Annotated in this window: 19 protein-coding genes and 1 tRNA gene; 8 read left to right on the forward strand and 12 right to left on the reverse strand. The window is 29.5% G+C overall.

The genetic code is table 11. From position 1 onward, the window contains the following. The first annotated feature begins 24 nt into the window (after positions 1-24). The 3 genes from BLU40_RS07285 (at position 25) to BLU40_RS07295 (ending at position 2161) form a co-directional block, all read left to right on the forward strand. Positions 25-108, forward strand: a tRNA-Leu gene (locus tag BLU40_RS07285). A gap of 61 nt (positions 109-169) precedes the next feature. Then, complete coding sequence (locus BLU40_RS07290; protein WP_090121707.1) at positions 170-988, forward strand: carboxypeptidase-like regulatory domain-containing protein; 819 nt, start codon at positions 170-172, stop codon at positions 986-988. A gap of 60 nt (positions 989-1048) precedes the next feature. Then, complete coding sequence (locus tag BLU40_RS07295; RefSeq protein WP_090121710.1) at positions 1049-2161, forward strand: LOG family protein; 1113 nt, start codon at positions 1049-1051, stop codon at positions 2159-2161. A 51-nt stretch (positions 2162-2212) separates the two neighbouring features. Here BLU40_RS07295 and BLU40_RS07300 read toward each other — a convergent pair whose 3' ends face one another. From BLU40_RS07300 to BLU40_RS07345, 10 genes are all read right to left on the reverse strand, one after another. Next, complete coding sequence (locus tag BLU40_RS07300) at positions 2213-3043, reverse strand: prohibitin family protein (RefSeq protein ID WP_090121713.1); 831 nt, start codon at positions 3041-3043, stop codon at positions 2213-2215. A gap of 77 nt (positions 3044-3120) precedes the next feature. Beyond that, a complete protein-coding gene (locus BLU40_RS07305; RefSeq protein ID WP_090121717.1) occupies positions 3121-5139 on the reverse strand; it encodes a vWA domain-containing protein in 2019 nt (672 codons plus the stop codon). A gap of 10 nt (positions 5140-5149) precedes the next feature. Continuing rightward, complete coding sequence (gene fabG, locus BLU40_RS07310; RefSeq protein ID WP_090121719.1) at positions 5150-5896, reverse strand: 3-oxoacyl-[acyl-carrier-protein] reductase; 747 nt, start codon at positions 5894-5896, stop codon at positions 5150-5152. Between the two features lie 97 nt (positions 5897-5993). Then, a complete protein-coding gene (sucD, locus tag BLU40_RS07315) occupies positions 5994-6866 on the reverse strand; it encodes a succinate--CoA ligase subunit alpha (RefSeq protein ID WP_090121723.1) in 873 nt (290 codons plus the stop codon). Positions 6867-6941: 75 nt separating this feature from the next. After that, a complete protein-coding gene (locus tag BLU40_RS07320; protein WP_090121727.1) occupies positions 6942-7865 on the reverse strand; it encodes a UDP-3-O-(3-hydroxymyristoyl)glucosamine N-acyltransferase in 924 nt (307 codons plus the stop codon). A 7-nt stretch (positions 7866-7872) separates the two neighbouring features. Next, complete coding sequence (gene efp / locus BLU40_RS07325) at positions 7873-8439, reverse strand: elongation factor P (RefSeq protein ID WP_090121729.1); 567 nt, start codon at positions 8437-8439, stop codon at positions 7873-7875. A 12-nt stretch (positions 8440-8451) separates the two neighbouring features. After that, on the reverse strand, positions 8452-9234 hold the full coding sequence (gene lpxA / locus BLU40_RS07330) for an acyl-ACP--UDP-N-acetylglucosamine O-acyltransferase (RefSeq protein ID WP_090121731.1): 783 nt from the start codon (positions 9232-9234) through the stop codon (positions 8452-8454). After that, entirely contained in the window at positions 9234-10631 is a 1398-nt protein-coding gene (locus BLU40_RS07335; RefSeq protein ID WP_090121733.1) for a bifunctional UDP-3-O-[3-hydroxymyristoyl] N-acetylglucosamine deacetylase/3-hydroxyacyl-ACP dehydratase, read from the reverse strand. Before BLU40_RS07335 ends, lpxA begins: the two co-directional genes overlap by 1 nt. Before the next feature lie 2 nt (positions 10632-10633). Beyond that, positions 10634-11665 carry a UDP-3-O-(3-hydroxymyristoyl)glucosamine N-acyltransferase gene (gene lpxD / locus BLU40_RS07340; RefSeq protein ID WP_090121735.1) on the reverse strand — a complete coding sequence of 344 codons (1032 nt, stop codon included), beginning with the start codon at positions 11663-11665 and terminating at the stop codon, positions 10634-10636. A gap of 35 nt (positions 11666-11700) precedes the next feature. Further along, entirely contained in the window at positions 11701-12930 is a 1230-nt protein-coding gene (locus BLU40_RS07345) for an HD domain-containing protein (RefSeq protein WP_090121737.1), read from the reverse strand. 37 nt (positions 12931-12967) lie between these two features. On the opposite strand from BLU40_RS07345, the gene porX reads away from it, so the two are divergent. The 4 genes from porX to BLU40_RS07365 are packed head-to-tail and all read left to right on the forward strand — an operon-like array spanning position 12968 to position 16510. After that, on the forward strand, positions 12968-14515 hold the full coding sequence (gene porX / locus BLU40_RS07350) for a T9SS response regulator signal transducer PorX (protein ID WP_090121739.1): 1548 nt from the start codon (positions 12968-12970) through the stop codon (positions 14513-14515). Positions 14516-14528: 13 nt separating this feature from the next. Next, positions 14529-14945 carry a tRNA (adenosine(37)-N6)-threonylcarbamoyltransferase complex ATPase subunit type 1 TsaE gene (tsaE, locus tag BLU40_RS07355; protein WP_090121742.1) on the forward strand — a complete coding sequence of 139 codons (417 nt, stop codon included), beginning with the start codon at positions 14529-14531 and terminating at the stop codon, positions 14943-14945. Next, positions 14938-16140 (forward strand): alanine dehydrogenase, encoded by a 1203-nt coding sequence (locus tag BLU40_RS07360; protein ID WP_090121747.1) that lies wholly within the window; start codon positions 14938-14940, stop codon positions 16138-16140. Before tsaE ends, BLU40_RS07360 begins: the two co-directional genes overlap by 8 nt. A gap of 1 nt (position 16141) precedes the next feature. Next, on the forward strand, positions 16142-16510 hold the full coding sequence (locus tag BLU40_RS07365) for a hypothetical protein (protein ID WP_090121751.1): 369 nt from the start codon (positions 16142-16144) through the stop codon (positions 16508-16510). On the opposite strand, the gene BLU40_RS07370 is transcribed toward BLU40_RS07365, so the two are convergent. Further along, positions 16497-17180: a TrmH family RNA methyltransferase gene (locus BLU40_RS07370; protein ID WP_090121755.1), complete on the reverse strand. Its 684-nt coding sequence runs from the start codon at positions 17178-17180 to the stop codon at positions 16497-16499. The two genes, BLU40_RS07365 and BLU40_RS07370, sit on opposite strands and share 14 nt — an antisense overlap. A gap of 42 nt (positions 17181-17222) precedes the next feature. Between BLU40_RS07370 and BLU40_RS07375 the strand changes: the two genes are divergently transcribed. Further along, positions 17223-17906: an SIR2 family NAD-dependent protein deacylase gene (locus BLU40_RS07375; RefSeq protein WP_090121757.1), complete on the forward strand. Its 684-nt coding sequence runs from the start codon at positions 17223-17225 to the stop codon at positions 17904-17906. Here BLU40_RS07375 and BLU40_RS07380 read toward each other — a convergent pair. Beyond that, the gene (locus BLU40_RS07380) at positions 17887-18357 is read right to left on the reverse strand and encodes a DUF6495 family protein (RefSeq protein WP_090121761.1); all 471 of its coding nucleotides are present in this window, start codon (positions 18355-18357) and stop codon (positions 17887-17889) included. The two genes, BLU40_RS07375 and BLU40_RS07380, sit on opposite strands and share 20 nt — an antisense overlap. Positions 18358-18376 lie beyond the last annotated feature (19 nt).

Below are 18376 nucleotides of genomic sequence, written 5' to 3' on the forward strand. Positions count from 1 at the left end.
GCTTTTTTTGTTTATACTCACTATGCACATATGGCGGAATTGGTAGACGCGCGGGCTTGAGGGGCTCGTATCTTTATAGATGTGCAGGTTCAACTCCTGTTATGTGCACTAGTTAAAATAAATAAGTTATTTTTAACTAAAATTATACAAACTTATTTTATTTTAGCATATGCTTAAAAAATTAATATTTCCATTTCTATTCTTAATTACTTTTTGTGGAATTTCGCAAGAAGTAAAAGTTTCAGACACAATTAAAAGTACTAGACTTGCTGTATCTTTAAAAGGGCAAGTAATTAGTCATACTACTAAAGATCCGCTTAAAGGAGCACATTTATTTAACTTAAATTCCGTTTTTGGTACTGCCTCATTAGATTCTGGTAAGTTTGAACTAGCAACAGCTGTAAACGATACTATTTACGTATCTTATTTAGGTTACCAATCTATAAAACTTAAAATTACTAATGATTTATTAAAAGGAAACGAATTAGTAATTGAATTACACGAAAAAGCTGAACAAATTAATGAAGTTGTAGTAAAATCACATAAATTAATTGGAGTATTAGAAATTGACGCTAAAAGTGTTCCTAAAGATAAATATTCGAGAATTCATATTAGTGGTCTACCTCAAACATACGAAGTTGGTTCACGTGCTAAAAAAACATACACATCACCTGTAGATGCTTTATTTCACCCAGTGGACTTTGTCTATAATATGTTTGGTAAAAAGCCAAAACAACTTAAAAAACTGAAAAAATTAAGAGATAATGATGCTATTCGATCTTTATTAGAATCTAAATTTAATAGAGAATTAATGATGGAATATTTAAACATGAATTCTCAAGAATTAAATGATTTATTAAACGAATGTAATTACTCTGACTACTTTATAAAATCGGCTAGTGACTTACAATTAGTTGAGGCGGTATTACTTTGTTATGAAAATTATAAAGCCATTAAAAAAGGAAGTACAATTAAGGATAAAAAATAAAAATTGGTATTAACATTATAAACTAAAGCCAACTAACGTTGGCTTTTTTTAACTATTAATATGGAATATAAAGAAATTGATTCGAACGAAGATTTACTAAACGTTCTAAAACTTGAAACGGAACTTAGTTATTATGCATTTCAAAATATAGATTTTAATAACGTTTTAAATAAAACTAAAAACCTCTCTTTTTATAACTGTATATTTTTAGGCTGTACCATACCTGAACATATTAACACAAAAGTATCTGAAGATTGCTTAATTTTTCCACAAATAAAAGCACCCTTTAATCCGTTTATAAACTCACTATATACTAAAGAAACCCTTTATACCAATTATAAAGTTGGAGTTCCTGAAAGTTACGAAAAAACGTTAGACAAAATAGTTTACAACCATTTTATTGAACACGGTAAAGAGGCAAAAGACATAAAAGAAACTTTAACTAGACGGTTACATGATCATTCTGTAACTAACGCATTAAATGATTTTATTTCAAACTATAAAAAAAGAAAAATTGTTGCCATTATGGGCGGACATAGTTTGTCTAGAAGTAATAGTAATTATTTAATGGTAGCTCGTATAAGCAAAAAATTAACCGAATTAGGTTATTTAATGATTTCTGGTGGTGGACCAGGAGCTATGGAGGCAACTCATGTTGGAGCTTGGTTTGGAGGAAAAACTGATAAAGAATTAACAAATGCAATTGACGTTTTATCTGAAGCACCTGTTTATAATGATAAACTATGGTTAGATAAAGCTTTTGAGGTGTTGGAGAAATATCCAAAATCCTCTTATAAAAGTTTAGGAATTCCTACTTGGTTATATGGGCATGAACCACCTACTCCATTTGCATCACATATTGCCAAATATTTTGCAAATAGTGTTCGAGAAGAAGGCTTATTAGCTATTGCAAAAGGCGGAGTTATATTTTCTCCAGGAAGTGCTGGTACAATTCAAGAAATATTTCAAGATGCAACACAAAATCATTATTTAAGTTATGGTTTTGCTAGCCCTATGGTATTTTTAAATAAAGAGTATTGGACTAAAAATAGACCAATATATCCATTGTTAGAAAACTTAACTAAGGAAGAAAAATATAAAAATATGATTCTTTCTATTTACGATTTAGAAGAAGATGTTATTAAAGAAATTGAAAAATTTCCAAAATCATAAAACAAAAAAAGCCAACTAAAAAGTTGGCTTTTTTTTATAATGTTATTTTATTTATTGATTTCCTAAAATAATTGGCATTCCATTTTTTCCACTTCCAATAACAATTACTTTGCTATTTGGTGAGTTTGAAAGTTCTAAAGTAGCCTCAATACCTTTATCTTGTAGAATTTTATCAGTTAAAGATGCACTTAATATTCTATTTGCATCAGCTTTTCCTTGCGCTTCAATACGTACTTTTTCAGCCTCTTTTGCTGCTGTTACAAGTTTAAATTCATACTCTAAAGATGATTGTTCTTGTTTTAATTTACTTTCAATAGCTTCTTTAATTGTAGGCGGTAAAGTTACATCTCTTACTAACACCTCATTTAACTGAACATATTGTTTATCAAGAATTTTCTTGGTTTCTTCATAAATTTCAATTTGAATAGCATCACGTTTTGTTGAATACAAATCGTCTGGCGTATAACGTCCAATAACACTCCTTGCTGCACTTCGAATTGCAGGTTGAATAACACGCTGCAAATAATTTTGCCCAATAGACTGGTGCAAATGACCTAATTCATTATAAACAGGCTCATACCAAGCCGAAGCATCAATTTGAATTTCTAATCCGTTTGAAGACAACACTTTCATTTTTTCAAATAATTCTTGTTGACGTACTTCATAAACTATAACTTCATTCCAAGGTGCTACTATATGAAATCCTTCTCCTAAAGGTACTTCATCTGTAACTACCCCACCATCAAATCGTTTCCATAATACTCCTGCTTCCCCAGCATCTATTGTTACTGTAGATTTTGATATAAATAATACCACAAAAAATCCTACAAAAATAAGAGGTATTAATGTTTTTGGTAATTGTAATTGTCCGTTGTTGGCCATTTCTTTTAATTTTTAGTTTTTGTAAAAGTACAAAACAGAATTTGAACTCTTACATTAATAGAAAGTAAAATTTATACTTAAATTTTACCGTAATACTTTCTAGCAAACCATTCAACACTTAATAATAAAACAATTAGAACTAAAAGCCACTTCCAATTTATTAAAGGTGTTTTTTCTATACTAGATTTTTGAATACTCTTAAAGTCTTCGTTTTTCAACAATGTGTCTATAACTAATTGCTCTTGTGTATTATAAAACACACTACCTTTTGTGTTATGTGCTAAATATTTCAATGCTTTATCGTTCGCATTTTCCTTTTGTTGTTCAATTTCAAAAGGTTCTACTTTAAAACTTCCGTATTTTTTTATAGATTGGTTTTCTACAGATACAGTATATGAGTATTCTCCTGGTTTTAAATTTTCTAACTCTGCTTTAAATGAATTATTTTGTAATGAAAAAGGTGTTTTTTCCGAACTTTTTAATTCCTTATTATCAATTTGCAACCACAATTTAGCTCTAGGATCAAAGTTTAAATTTTCATCTAAATAAATAGATGAAATTTTTAAAACTTCATTTGCATAATAAATTGAGCTTAAATTAACCTGTAACCTATTATTTCTTTTGTTTGAAGACATATACAGGATTAAGCTAGACATAAAATCATCAAATGGTTGAAATGACTTATTTTCTAAAAAACTTTGCATTCTCCATCTCCAGCTATTTTCACCAAACAAAACACCTACTCTATTTCTAGTACCTTCAATAGTAGCCAACAAAGGATTTTTGGTTTCAAAACTTCCAATTTTTTGAAATGCTATTGTATTTACCTTCGTGTTCACAATAATTTTTCCAAACTTATCTTCAATAGGTGAAAACTTAGAAAAACCAATATCTGTATTCAAGAAACTAGAATAATCTTTGTTGAAATTGGCCTTGTACAATTCAGACTTTGAAATTGCTTCTTTATAAAAATTAGATTGTATTTTATTTAGAAATTCCCAATCTGTTTGTAAACCTGTAATTACAAAATAATTTAGTTCTTTAGATTTTATAGAATTAAATACGGTTTCAAACTCTTTTGTTGGTTGATTTAAAATTACCAATTGATAATTAGATAAATCTTCTTTAAATTCTTTAATATTTTTAATTACAACTTCACGCTGTTTATTACTTTCAATAGATTTTTTAAACATCCCTAAATCAGGGTGAACTATAGAAGACAGTAATAAGATTTTCATTTTTTCTTCAATTACATTAATTGAAAAGCTTTTACTATTATTTGAAGTGTTTTTTTCGTTTTCTAATGTTTCAATTCTTGCGTTATAATATTGATTTCCTTTTTCTGAAGCTGTAACAAATAAACTTTCTATATGTACATTGTTTTCTTTTGAAAAATGTAACGTTTTTGAAAAAATATTTTTGCCTTTATAACTAATGGTTAATTTTTTACTTACATCTTTATTTCCTTCATAATTAATAAATAATTCTACTTGAACTTTATTATTAATATATGTTTGCTTATTGGCATTTATCTGATGAATATAAATATCTTGAAGTTTGGTAGTATCACCCACCACCAATGCATAAACAGGGCTTTTGTAATTCGAAAATTCAATACTATTTCCAATAGTTTGGTTTCCGTCTGTAATTAATAAAACAGGATTGTTTTGTTTTTTATAAAGTTTAGAAAATTCATTTATGGGTTTAAATAAATTAGTCTGATTTTCTGAAAAACTTAATGAATCTAACTCTTTAAAATTACTTCCAAAGGAATAATAACGAACATTAAACTTTTCATTTAATTGCTTGTTAGCTTTTAGCAGTTCAACAAAACTCCGAACATTACTTTCTTGTTTTAAATGTTTTATGGATTTAGACTGATCTACCGAAATAGAAAGATTTGGTTTTATAGTTTCTATTTTTTGCTTTTTTATTGAAGGATTAAAAAGTAGCAAAAACACTAAAAACAAAGTAGAAAACCTAAGTAAAAACAGAAAAACATTTGAAGTTGTTTTTCTGTTTTTATATAAATACTGAAAAAAGGCTAATAAAAGCGCAATTACAGCTATTAATACTATATATAATACGTTATACAATTATTAAAAATTAAGTTAACATTCCTCCGTCAACACTTAAAGTTTGACCGGTAATGTAAGAACTCATATCTGAAGCTAAAAATACACAAGCATTTGCAATATCTTCTGGAGAACCACCACGTTTTAACGGAATTCCAGCTCTCCATTCTTTTACTTTTTCTTCTGGTAAATCTGCAGTCATTTCAGTTTCTATAAATCCAGGAGCAATTGTGTTACAACGTATATTACGTGAACCAAGTTCTAGAGCTACAGATTTAGTAAATCCTAAAATACCAGCTTTAGATGCTGCATAATTAGCTTGACCAGCATTACCTTTTAATCCAACTACCGAACTCATATTAATAATAGAACCTGCACGTTGTTTCATCATTGGTCTAATAACTGCTTTAGTTAAGTTAAAAACAGATTTTAAGTTAACTTCAATAACTTTATCAAAATCATCTTCAGAAATTCGCATTAGCAAATTATCTTTAGTAATTCCTGCGTTATTAATAAGAACATCAATAGTTTCAAATTCTTTAAGTACATCAGCAGCTAATTCTTGTGCTGCATCAAAATTTGCGGCATTAGATTGGTATCCTTTTGCCTTAACACCAAAAGATTCTAATTCTTTTTCTAATTCCTGAGCAGCTTCAACAGATGAATTAAACGTAAAAGCTACGTTTGCTCCTTGTTTAGCAAAAACTGTAGCAATTCCTTTTCCAATTCCTCTTGTTGCTCCAGTAATTAAAGCTGTTTTATTTTCTAATAGTTTCATTAGTTTCTTATTTATTTTTATTTCAAATCAAATATACACAATTGTATAAAAAAAGCCTCCTATAAAGGAAGCTTTTTAAATTTTTTATGTGTTTAAATTAGCCTAATACTTCAGCTACTTTAACACCTATTTTAGCAGGAGAATCCACAACGTGAACTCCATTTGCTCGTAATATTTCCATTTTTGCTTGTGCAGTATCATCTTCACCTCCAACAATTGCACCAGCATGTCCCATAGTTCTTCCTTTAGGAGCAGTTTGACCTGCAATAAAACCAACTACCGGTTTTTTATTTCCAGATTCTTTAACCCATTTAGCAGCTTCGGCTTCTAATTGACCACCTATTTCACCAATCATAACAATACATTCAGTATCATCATCATTCATTAATAATTCAACTGCTTCTTTAGTTGTAGTTCCAATAATTGGATCACCACCAATACCAATAGCCGTAGTAATACCGTAACCTTGCTTTACAACTTGATCTGCGGCTTCATATGTTAAAGTTCCAGATTTTGATACTATACCAACATTTCCTTTTTTGAAAATAAACCCTGGCATAATTCCAACTTTAGCTTCACCTGGAGTAATAACTCCTGGACAATTTGGCCCAACTAAAGTACAATCCTTAGTTTCGATATAAGCTTTAACTTTTACCATATCGCCTACAGGAATACCTTCGGTAATACATATAATAACTTTTATTCCTGCTTCAGCAGCTTCCATAATGGCATCTGCAGCAAAAGCTGGTGGAACAAAAATAATTGATGTATCTGCAGCAACTTTTTCTACAGCTTCTTGAACTGTATTAAAAACTGGTTTATCTAAGTGAGTTTGTCCACCTTTACCCGGTGTTACACCACCAACAACATTGGTTCCGTATTCAATCATTTGACCGGCATGAAAAGTACCTTCGCTACCAGTAAAACCCTGAACTATTATGTTTGAATTTTTGTTAACTAAAACGCTCATTTAATTGTAATTTTTAAGTGTAAGTGTAATTATATAACAAATTTAATTTTTTATTCCATTAAATAGTAATAAAAATTATTTTTTTTGCATTCTAACTAATTGCTTAATTGTTGCCATTTCTTGAAGTTTTTTTCTCGATTCTTCAACTGGTGTACCAAAATAGGTTTTACCTCCCTTTACAGATTTGGTTACCCCTGTTTGTCCTAAAACAGTTGCTCCTTTCCCTATTGTTATTCCACTATTGGTTCCAACTTGTCCCCAAAGTGTTACACCATCTTCAATAATTACACAACCTGCAATACCAGTTTGCGATGCAATTAAGCACATTTCACCTATAACAGTATCATGACCTACATGTACCTGATTGTCAATTTTAGTTCCTTTACCAATGGTTGTGTTTCCAGAGACACCTTTATCAATAGTACATAATGCACCAATGTCAACATTATCTTCAACAACCACTGTTCCGCTTGATAAAAGTTTATCAAAACCTGCATTTCTTTTTTTATAATAAAATGCATCAGCTCCTAAAATAGAACCTGCATGTATTATTACATTATCTCCTATTTTACAATTATCGTAAATTGTAACATTAGAATGAATGACACAGTTTTTACCTATTTCAACATTATTACCAATAAAACAATTTGGTTGAATAATGCTGTCCTGTCCAATTACAGCAGTTTCTGCAATTGCTGAATTAGAAGATTGAAAAGGTCTAAAATAACGCGTTAGTTTATTAAAATCTGAAAATGGATCTTTTGAAATAAGTAATGCTTTACCTTGAGGGCATTTTACCCTCTTATTTATTAAAACTACAGTAGCTTTCGATTCTAATGCCTTGTCGTAATATTTTGGATGATCTACAAAAACGATATCTCCTTTTTCTACTACATGAATTTCATTAAATCCTTCAACAGGGAAATCTGCAGGGCCAACAAATTCAGCACCAATAATTTTTCCGATCTCTTCTAATGTATGTTTTTTAGGTAATTTCATGCAAAAACTATTCTTTAACTCTTTCTAAATATGCACCTTTAGCTGTATCTATTTTAACTTTGTCTCCCTCATTAATAAATAAAGGTACATTAACTTGCGCTCCTGTTTCTACAGTAGCAGGTTTTGTTGCATTTGTAGCTGTATTACCTTTTACTCCAGGCTCTGTATGTGTAACTTCTAAAATAACACTAGCTGGCATATCTACAGATAAAGGCATATCATCTTCAGTGTTAATAATAATTGTTACAACTTCTCCTTCTTTTAAAAGTCCAGGAGCATCAATAACATTTTTTTGAAGTGTTATCTGGTTATAATCTTGAGTGTTCATAAAGTGAAATGAATCTCCTTCTGGATATAAAAATTGAAATTTTTGAGTTTCAACTCTAATATCCTCTATTTTTCTACCTGCAGGAAATGTATTTTCTAATACTTTTCCAGAAGATAAACTTTTAAGCTTTGTTCTTACAAAAGCAGGTCCTTTACCTGGTTTTACATGTAAAAATTCTACTACTTTAAAAATATCATTGTTATGTTTAATACATAATCCGTTTCTAATATCTGATGTTGTTGCCATATCTATTTTTTATTAACTTGCTGAATAACCTTTCATAATACCTCTTTGAGAGTTTTTAATGAAAAGTATAATTTGATCTCTTTCTTTTGTTGCTTCCATTTCTGCTTCAATTTTTTCTAAAGCTTGCGTGGTATTATAATTTCTTTGGTATAAAATTCTAAATATATTTTGAATTTCTCTTATTTTCTCTGTATCAAAGCCTCTACGTCTTAAACCTATTGAATTAATACCAATATAAGATAAAGGTTCCTTACCTGCTTTAGAAAATGGAGGTACATCTTTTCTTACAAGAGAACCACCTGAAACCATAGCGTGCTCACCAATATGTATAAATTGATGTACAGCAACTAAACCACTTAAAATTGCGTGATTTCCTACTGTTACATGACCAGCAATTACTGATCCGTTTGCTAAAATACAATTATTACCTATTACACAATCGTGTGCAATATGAGATGTTGCCATGATTAAGCAATTATCTCCAATTTGTGTTTTTCCAAGTGCTTTGGTTCCTCTATTAACTGTACAACACTCTCTAATAGTAGTATTGTCGCCAATTATAGCTAGAGAATCTTCTCCATCAAATTTTAAATCTTGAGGAATTGCTGAAATAACAGCTCCAGGAAAAATTCTACAATTTTTTCCAATTCTAGCACCTTCCATAATTGTTACGTTAGATCCTATCCAAGTTCCTGAGCCTATTTCTACATTATTATGTATTGTTGTAAATGGTTCTACAACAACATTTGTAGCTATTTTAGCACCTGGGTGTATGTATGCTAATGGTTGATTCATTATTCTTTAGGTTTTTTTGCTATTTGCGCCATTAATTCTGCTTCAACTACAAGTTTACCATTTGCATATCCATAAGATTGCATATGACAAATTCCTCTTCTAATTGGTGAAATTAATTCAGCTTTAAATATTAATGTATCTCCTGGTAATACTTTTTGTTTGAATTTAACATTATCCATTTTCATAAAATAAGTTAAATAATTTTCAGGATCTGGAACTGTACTTAATACTAAAACTCCACCACATTGTGCCATAGCCTCTACTTGTAATACTCCTGGCATAACAGGTGCACCTGGAAAATGACCAACAAAGAAATTTTCGTTCATTGTAACATTTTTCATTCCAACAACGTGTTTATCAGATAGTTCAATAATTCTATCAATTAATAAAAACGGTGGTCTATGAGGTAATACATCCATAATTTGATGTATATCCATTAAAGGTGGTTGATTTAAATCGTATGTTGGAACATTGTTCCTTTTTTCTTTTTTAATTATTTTTCTAAGTTTTTTAGCAAACACCGTATTTACAAGATGTCCTGGTTTGTTTGCAATAACTTTTCCTTGAATACGTGTACCAACTAAAGCTAAATCTCCAATTACATCAAGTAATTTATGACGTGCAGCTTCGTTTGCCCAACGCAATGTAAGGTTATCTAAAATACCATTTGGTTTTACAGTTAAAGACTCTTTATTAAAAGCTTTCTTTAACTTATCCATTGTAGCTTCAGAAATTTCTTTATCTACATAAACAATAGCATTGTTTAAATCTCCTCCTTTAATTAAGTTGTTATCTAACAACATTTCTAATTCGTGCAAAAAGCTAAAAGTTCTTGCATCCGCTATTTCTTCTTTAAAATCTGCTAAAGAATTTAACGTAGCATTTTGTGTGCCCAAAACTTTTGTACCAAAATCAACCATAGTTGTAATTTGATATTCATCGCTAGGCATTAGTATAATTTCACTTCCAGATTCTTCATCTTTATAAGAAATTACATCTTTTACAACATAAACTTCAATATCTGCATCTTGTTCTTCTATGCCTGCTTTTTCAAGTGCTTCTATAAAATGCTTAGAAGACCCATCCATTATTGGAGGTTCTGGCGCATTAATTTCAATACTAATATTATCAATACCTAAAGCTACACAAGCAGCTAAAACATGCTCAGATGTATTTACGTGAACACCTCTTTTCTCAAGGTTTGTTCCTCTTTGTGTATTTACTACATAATCTGCACTAGCTTCAATAACTGGCTCTCCTTCTAAATCAACTCTAACAAAAGCATATCCATGATTTACTGGCGCTGGTTTAAACGTCATTGTAACTTTGTTGCCCGTATGCAACCCAACACCCGAAAGTGTTATTTCATTTTTAATAGTTTTTTGTTTTTGACTCATCTTTATTTTTTTAAAGCTTTTAGTTCATTTTGTAAATCGTTTATTTGTGAGACTAAATCTGGTAGTCTTTTAAAATAAACGTATGATTTGCTAAAATCCGAATACCCAAATGCAGGCGTACCTTGTACTACATCATTATCCTTTAAATTTCTTGCAATACCAGCTTGTGCTTGTATTCTAACATTGTTTCCTATTGTTAAATGACCAACAATACCTACTTGACCACCAATCATACAGTGTTCACCAATTTTTGTAGAGCCAGCTATTCCTGTTTGTGCTGCAATTACGGTGTGTGACCCAATTTCAACATTATGAGCAACTTGAATTTGATTGTCAAGTTTTACTCCTTTTCTAATAATTGTAGAGCCTAATGTTGCTCTATCAATTGTGGTTGCTGCACCAATATCAACATTATCTTCAATAATAACATTTCCTATTTGCGGTACTTTACTAAATTCTCCTTTTTCATTTGGTGCAAATCCAAATCCATCAGCACCAATAATAGCTCCTGAATTAACAACACAATTATTACCTAATTCTGTTTCTGAATAAATTTTAGCACCGGAAAATATAGTTGTATTATTTTTTATTTTAACATTATCTCCTATATAAACACTTGGATATATTTTTACATTATCTCCAATTTTCACATTATTTCCTATATATGAAAATGATCCTAAATATAAATTCTCTCCAATTTTAGCGGAATCGCTAATAAACGAAGGTTCTTCAATTCCTGATTTATTATTTTTTACTTCGTTATAAAATTCTAATAATTTAGAAAATGCTTTGTATGAATCTTCAACTTTAATTAAAGTTGTTGAAATTTCTTTTTCTGGTTCGAACTCTTTATTTACAATAGTAGCTGTAGCTTTTGTTGAATAAATAAAGGATGTATATTTTGGGTTAGATAAAAAGGTTAACGAACCTTCTTCTCCTTCTTCAATTTTTGAAAGCTTATCTACTTCTACATTTTCATCTCCTAAAATCTCACCTTCTAAAATTTCTGCTATTTGACTTATTTTAAATTTCATTACCTGCAAAAATATAAAAAAACTATGAATTACAACTACTGCTTTGGATAACAGATATAGTACTTATAAACAGGTTTAGATAAAGCTTGAATATTTAAGTGATCGGATGCTTCTGTTATATCTTTAATTTCACCATTTTTAAACAATATTTGAATATTATCTTTTGTACTGTCATACGCTTGATTTTGTACCTTACCAGTGTATACAAAATATTCTAATTCTCTATCAGTTAGACCTATAACTTCTTTAATTTCATTTTTTACTGTAGTAATTTCTTGGGGTGGAAATTCTGTTTTTTGAAGAATAACACGAGGTAGCTTTCTATTTATTAAACTTTCAGAAAGTTTAGATAACACAATATCATCATTAGAAATCCAATCTTTTATTGAAGATAAAACATCGTAATCATCTAATCTAGAAAATGTTTTTAACGTTTTAAAATCAAAATTATCTTCATTTATAGGGTTGTTTAAAAAATATTTAAATGCCTTACTTGCGGGTAAATCTATACCTTGAGAAGCTAATTCCTTAGCTCTTTTTAGTACTTTTTCTAATAATTTTTCTGCTACAATACCCGTTTTATGTAAATATACTTGCCAATACATTAACCGTCTAGCAACAATAAATTTTTCTACAGAATAAATACCTTTTTCCTCAATTACTAAACAGTCATTTTTAACATTTAACATGGTTAGCATACGTTCAGAATTTATGTTTCCTTCAGCAACTCCTGTATAAAAACTATCTCGCTTTAAATAATCAAGCCTATCCATATCTAACTGACTAGAAATTAGCTGATATAAAAATTTCCGATGATAATTACCCTTAAAAATTTCAATAGCTAATGTTAATTCACCATCAAATTCGTTATTAAGAGCTTCCATAAATTTTAATGAAATAGACTCATGATTAATGCCGGTAACAATTGAATGTTCTAAAGCATGTGAAAAAGGGCCATGACCAATATCATGCAATAAAATTGCGATGTATACTGCATTTGCTTCTTCTTTTGAAATTTCAACACCTTTAAATTTTAATATTGAAACTGCTTTTTGCATTAAATGCATACATCCTATTGCATGATGAAATCTTGTATGGTGTGCACCTGGATATACTAAATGCGATAATCCCATTTGAGTTATACGCCTTAAGCGTTGAAAATAAGGATGTTGTATAAGGTCGAAAATTAATGCGTCGGGAACAGTAATAAATCCGTAAATTGGGTCGTTTAATATCTTGAGTTTGTTCGTTTTTTTATCGGTCAAAACAATTAATTTAATATAATTCTACAAAGATAACAATATGAGTGAGATAAACATTTTATGGGTTGATGATGAAATTGATTTATTAAAACCACACATTCTTTTTTTAGAAAAAAAAGGATATAAGGTTACAAAAAGTAATAACGGAGCTGATGCCATAGATATGTGCGATGAAACTAATTTTGACATGGTATTTTTAGACGAAAATATGCCTGGACTTAGTGGTTTACAAACACTTACAGAAATAAAAAGTAAGCAACCTAACTTACCAATTGTTATGATAACAAAAAGTGAGGAAGAATATATTATGGAAGAAGCTATTGGTAATAAAATTGCCGATTACCTAATAAAACCCGTAAACCCAAATCAAATATTATTAAGTTTAAAAAAGAATTTAGATCATTCTCGTCTTATTTCAGAAAAAACTACTTCTAACTACCAACAAGAGTTTAGAAAAATAGCAATGGATTTGGCTATGATAAACTCTTACGAAGAATGGGTTGAACTATATAAAAAACTTGTTTACTGGGAATTAGAGCTCGAAAACATTACCGATACTGGAATGATTGAAATTCTTGAAAGTCAAAAAGTTGAAGCAAATTCACTGTTTTTTAAATTCATAAAAAAGAATTACCAAGATTGGATAGAAGGTTATGATGCCCCAATACTTTCAAATACATTATTACAAAAAGTAGTTTTTCCTGAAGTTTCTGATTCAAAAGGAACATTGCTTGTTGTTATTGATAACTTAAGGTATGATCAATTTAATGTAATTGAAAAAACAATCAATAAATTTTATAAAAAAGAAAAAGAAATACCATATTTCTCTATTTTACCAACAGCAACACAATATGCTCGTAATGCAATGTTTGCTGGGTTAACTCCATTAGAAATGTCTAAAAAACATCCTAATTTATGGAAAAATGATACTGATGAAGGTGGAAAAAACCTAAATGAAGCAGAATTCCTAGAAGCTAATTTAAAACGTAACAATAAAAATTATACCTGGGAATACCATAAAATAACCAATTTAAAAAACGGTAAACATTTAGCTGAAAACTTTAACTCAGTAAAAGAAAACGACTTAACTGTAGTTGTTTACAATTTTGTTGATATGCTTTCACACGCTAAAACTGAAATGGAAGTAATTAAAGAGTTAGCTAGTGACGATAAGGCTTATAGATCATTATCAAATAGTTGGTTTATAAATTCACCTTTGTTTGAAATGATTCAAAAAGCACAAGCTCTCGGTTTAAAATTAATAGTTACAACCGACCACGGAACCATAAATTCTAAAGTACCATCAAAAGTTATTGGAGATAAAAATATTAGTTCTAACCTACGCTATAAAACTGGACGTAGCTTAACTTACGAAGATAAAGAGGTTTTTGCAGTTAATAACCCGCATGATATTCAATTGCCATCTATTCATATGAGTAGTAAATTTATTTTCGCCAAGGAAGACTATTTCTTTGCATACCCTAATAATTATAACCATTTTGTTAAATATTATAAAAATACATACCAACATGGTGGAATTTCTTTAGAGGAAATGATAATTCCATGTGCTATATTTGCACCAAAATAATTTGTATTATAAAATGGAAAAAAATTATTCGTTAAACGAATTACCAGAAATAGCAAAATATGTTATCGATAACGCAGCTAACAAAGTAATTCTTTTTTATGGTGAAATGGGTGTAGGTAAAACAACACTTATTAAAGAAATAGTTAAACAATTAGGAGTTAATGATAATGTAAGTTCTCCAACTTTTTCACTTGTAAACGAATACCAATCAAATTCAGGAGATACTATTTATCATTTCGATTTTTATAGAATTGATAATGAAGAAGAAGCTATGGATATTGGAATTGATGAGTATTTTTATAGTAATAGCTGGTGTTTGGTTGAATGGCCTAATAAAGTTGAAAATTTATTACCTTTAGAATCTGTAAACATAACAATTACAGAAACTAATGAATTTAACCGAACTCTAGAACTTAAAAATAATGAGTAAAAAAATTACTTCACCATTTAGTAAGTACGATTTAATTCCGCAGGAAGAAACCTTAGAAATTTGCAAACAGAAAGGCGAATTAATTATTGGAATACCTAAAGAAACTCATTATCAAGAAAATAGAGTCTGCTTAACACCAGATGCCGTTGCTGCGTTAACAGCACAAGGTCATAAATTTATAATTGAAACTGGTGCTGGTGAAGGCGCTAATTTTTCTGACACAGAATATTCTGAAGCTGGAGCAAAAATTTCATATGATGTTAAAGAAGCGTTTGGTTGTCATATAATTTTAAAGGTTGAACCACCATCGTTAGACGAAATCGAAAATATAAATCCACAAAGTATATTGTTTTCTGCTCTTCAACTTAAAACACAAACTAAAAAATATTTCGAAGCACTTGCAAGTAAACGAATTACTGCCATTGCTTTTGATTATATTAGAGACGAGCACGGTATTTACTCTATAGTAAAATCTTTAAGTGAAATTGCTGGAACCGCATCTATTTTAATTGCTGCAGAAATGTTAAGCAAAGACAACAAAGGTAATGGATTATTACTGGGTAATATTAGTGGCGTACCTCCAACTGAAGTTGTTATTTTAGGAGCTGGAACCGTAGGTGAATTTGCTGCTAGATCTGCAATTGGTTTAGGTGCCAACGTTAAAGTTTTTGATAATTCCTTAACAAAACTAAGACATTTACAACATAAATTAGGTAGACCAATTTATACTTCTACAATTCAACCTAAAACATTACAAAAAGCTATGATGCGTTGCGATGTTGCCATTGGTGCCATTAGAGGTAAATCTAGAGCACCAATTTATGTAACAGAAACTATGGTTCAAAATATGAAAGATGGCTCTGTTATTGTTGATGTTAGCATAGATAGAGGTGGCTGTTTTGAAACTTCAGAAATAACAACACATAAAAAACCTACGTTTTCTAAACACGGTATTATACATTATTGCGTGCCTAATATACCTTCAAAATATGCTAGAACTGCCTCAGTATCAATAAGTAATATTTTTACACCTTATTTACAAAATATTGCTGAAGAAGGTGGTTTTGAAAATGCTGCAAGATTAGATAAAAGTTTGCAAAAAGGTATGTACTTTTACCACGGAATTTTAACTAACAAAACTGTAGCTGATTGGTTTCAAATTCCTTTTAGAGATATAAACTTATTATTTTTATAGAATGACATTTAAACAACGTTTACCTTATTACTTATTTGGCTTATTAATTGGAACCATTGCTGTTGTATTTATTTGGAATAAAAAAGGAACTGAATTTAGTTACGGTCCAAACGCACGTGTTTTAAAAAACATTAGAATAAAAGATAGAGTTTTTTCTGAAAAAGCTTTAGAAATTATTGCTTTAAACAAAGTTGATACTGCTTCTATTTCAAAAATATTAAGAAAAGGAAATGTTGATATGTGGAATAAAACAAAAATTGACGACTGTACACAATATTCAATTCAAGGTAAAAAAGAATTGAAAAATGTTACACTAGTTGTAAAAAATTGTGATTCAACAGCTTTTATTGAAGAAATTACTTTTCAATAGCAATTGTATTGTAATAGTTTTCTTTAATTTTTTTAATACTTTTTATCGTTTTTTCCATCCACTCAATATACTTTGCATCTTTCTCTAAATCTGAAAGTTGCCAATGTACATCAGTAGCTTTTAATTTTTCGGTAAAACGCTGTAAAATAATAGCTGCAGCAACAGATATATTTAAACTTTCGGTAAAACCTGCCATTGGTATTTTTAAATAACCATCTGCATTATCTAAAACTTCTTTTGAAAGCCCTTCCTTTTCAACACCAAAAAAGAAAGCAGATTTTTTAGTTACATCAAAATCTTCTAAATAACAAGATTCGTTATGTGGAGTTGTTGCTATAATTTGATATCCTTTTGCACGCAACTCATCCATACAAACCTTTGTGTTATTTGTATCTTTTTCTCTATAATAATTAAAATCTAACCATTTTTGAGCACCTTTTGCTACGTGCCTAGATGCGTAAAACTTATATTTATTCTCTATTACATTTATTTCTTGAATTCCAAAAATATCGCAAGTTCTAACAACTGCACTTGCATTATGTGGTTGAAACAAATCTTCAATTGCCACTGTAAAATGGTTTGTACGTTGGTTCAATACTGTTCTAAAAAGATTTCTTCTTTTTTCTGTTACAAATTGCTCTAAATATGTTGAATACTTATAATCTACCATCTAATTTTATTAAAGTTCAAATATAAATAGTATTTTCATACTATGAAAAAAATTGTAGTACTTACTGGCGCTGGTATTAGTGCCGAAAGCGGAATAAAAACTTTTAGAGATGCTGATGGTTTATGGGAAGGACATGATATAATGGAAGTTGCTTCACCAATTGGTTGGAATAAAAATAAAGAATTAGTCCTCGATTTTTATAACAAACGTAGAGCTCAGTTATTAAATGTTGTTCCAAATAATGGTCATAAAGCGTTAGTTAACCTTGAAAAAATGTATGAAACTACTATAATAACTCAAAATGTTGATGATTTACATGAAAGAGCTGGAAGTTCTAACATAGTACATTTACACGGCGAATTGTTTAAAGTAAGAAGCACAAGAAATGAAAACCTTGTATTTAATTGGACTAAAGACTTAAATCTAGGTGATTTATGTCCTCAAAGTTCACAATTACGACCTCATATTGTTTGGTTTGGTGAAGAAGTACCAATGTTAGATAAAGCGATTGAAATAACAGAAAAAGCCGATGTATTAATAATAATAGGCACGTCTATGCAGGTTTACCCTGCTGCTAATTTAGTAAATTATATAAAGCCAAATACTCCTATTTATTTTATAGATCCAAAGCCTTCAATAAATAAAAACGACTTTAATAATTTAACTATTGTAGCGAAACCAGCTTCTATAGGTGTACCAAAAATTGTTAACCAATTAACTCTTTAACTGTATGAAATAATTCTCCTTTAGATATTTGAGCTCCCATTTCTATTAATTTAAATAACTCTGGGTTTCTTTCGTTAGTATATTTTTTTGAAGCTTTAAAATATTCAAAATCATTATGTAGAGGGTTTTGTTGAAACCATTCAAAATCAGCTTCATTTAAAAAACTTTTCTCTTTATTATTTAATTTCACATACAAACGTATAATTTCCTTAGAATTACATTGAAATAAATTAATATGATTTTCAGAAATATGGTTTAAAAATTTAGTTTTCGTCAAAACATCTTCCCAAACAACATCGCTAAAAATATTTAACTCTTCTTCTGCCATTTTTGGTTTTCTTACCTTCATTTCTTCCCATTCCTTAATATCTATTTGCTGTGTTGCTAAAAACTGGGCAAATTCATGATGTAATTCTAAAAATTGCTCTTTTGCTAATTGTCTATACTTCATTTCTATGGTTATTGAGTGG

This window comes from Lutibacter oricola (genome assembly GCF_900106565.1).
Classification (GTDB): Bacteria; Bacteroidota; Bacteroidia; order Flavobacteriales; family Flavobacteriaceae; genus Lutibacter; species Lutibacter oricola.

Bases quoted from the DNA above. Each gene is read 5' to 3' on its own strand.
- BLU40_RS07300 (WP_090121713.1), bottom strand. From the start codon at position 3,043: ATGGCCAACAACGGACAATTACAATTACCAAAAACATTAATACCTCTT.
- tsaE (WP_090121742.1), top strand. From the start codon at position 14,529: ATGGAAAAAAATTATTCGTTAAACGAATTACCAGAAATAGCAAAATAT.
- BLU40_RS07320 (WP_090121727.1), bottom strand. From the start codon at position 7,865: ATGAAATTACCTAAAAAACATACATTAGAAGAGATCGGAAAAATTATT.
- sucD (WP_090121723.1), bottom strand. From the start codon at position 6,866: ATGAGCGTTTTAGTTAACAAAAATTCAAACATAATAGTTCAGGGTTTT.
- BLU40_RS07335 (WP_090121733.1), bottom strand. From the start codon at position 10,631: ATGAGTCAAAAACAAAAAACTATTAAAAATGAAATAACACTTTCGGGT.
- efp (WP_090121729.1), bottom strand. From the start codon at position 8,439: ATGGCAACAACATCAGATATTAGAAACGGATTATGTATTAAACATAAC.
- lpxA (WP_090121731.1), bottom strand. From the start codon at position 9,234: ATGAATCAACCATTAGCATACATACACCCAGGTGCTAAAATAGCTACA.
- BLU40_RS07380 (WP_090121761.1), bottom strand. From the start codon at position 18,357: ATGAAGTATAGACAATTAGCAAAAGAGCAATTTTTAGAATTACATCAT.
- BLU40_RS07290 (WP_090121707.1), top strand. From the start codon at position 170: ATGCTTAAAAAATTAATATTTCCATTTCTATTCTTAATTACTTTTTGT.
- BLU40_RS07295 (WP_090121710.1), top strand. From the start codon at position 1,049: ATGGAATATAAAGAAATTGATTCGAACGAAGATTTACTAAACGTTCTA.
- BLU40_RS07375 (WP_090121757.1), top strand. From the start codon at position 17,223: ATGAAAAAAATTGTAGTACTTACTGGCGCTGGTATTAGTGCCGAAAGC.
- porX (WP_090121739.1), top strand. From the start codon at position 12,968: ATGAGTGAGATAAACATTTTATGGGTTGATGATGAAATTGATTTATTA.
- BLU40_RS07360 (WP_090121747.1), top strand. From the start codon at position 14,938: ATGAGTAAAAAAATTACTTCACCATTTAGTAAGTACGATTTAATTCCG.
- lpxD (WP_090121735.1), bottom strand. From the start codon at position 11,665: ATGAAATTTAAAATAAGTCAAATAGCAGAAATTTTAGAAGGTGAGATT.
- BLU40_RS07365 (WP_090121751.1), top strand. From the start codon at position 16,142: ATGACATTTAAACAACGTTTACCTTATTACTTATTTGGCTTATTAATT.
- BLU40_RS07370 (WP_090121755.1), bottom strand. From the start codon at position 17,180: ATGGTAGATTATAAGTATTCAACATATTTAGAGCAATTTGTAACAGAA.
- fabG (WP_090121719.1), bottom strand. From the start codon at position 5,896: ATGAAACTATTAGAAAATAAAACAGCTTTAATTACTGGAGCAACAAGA.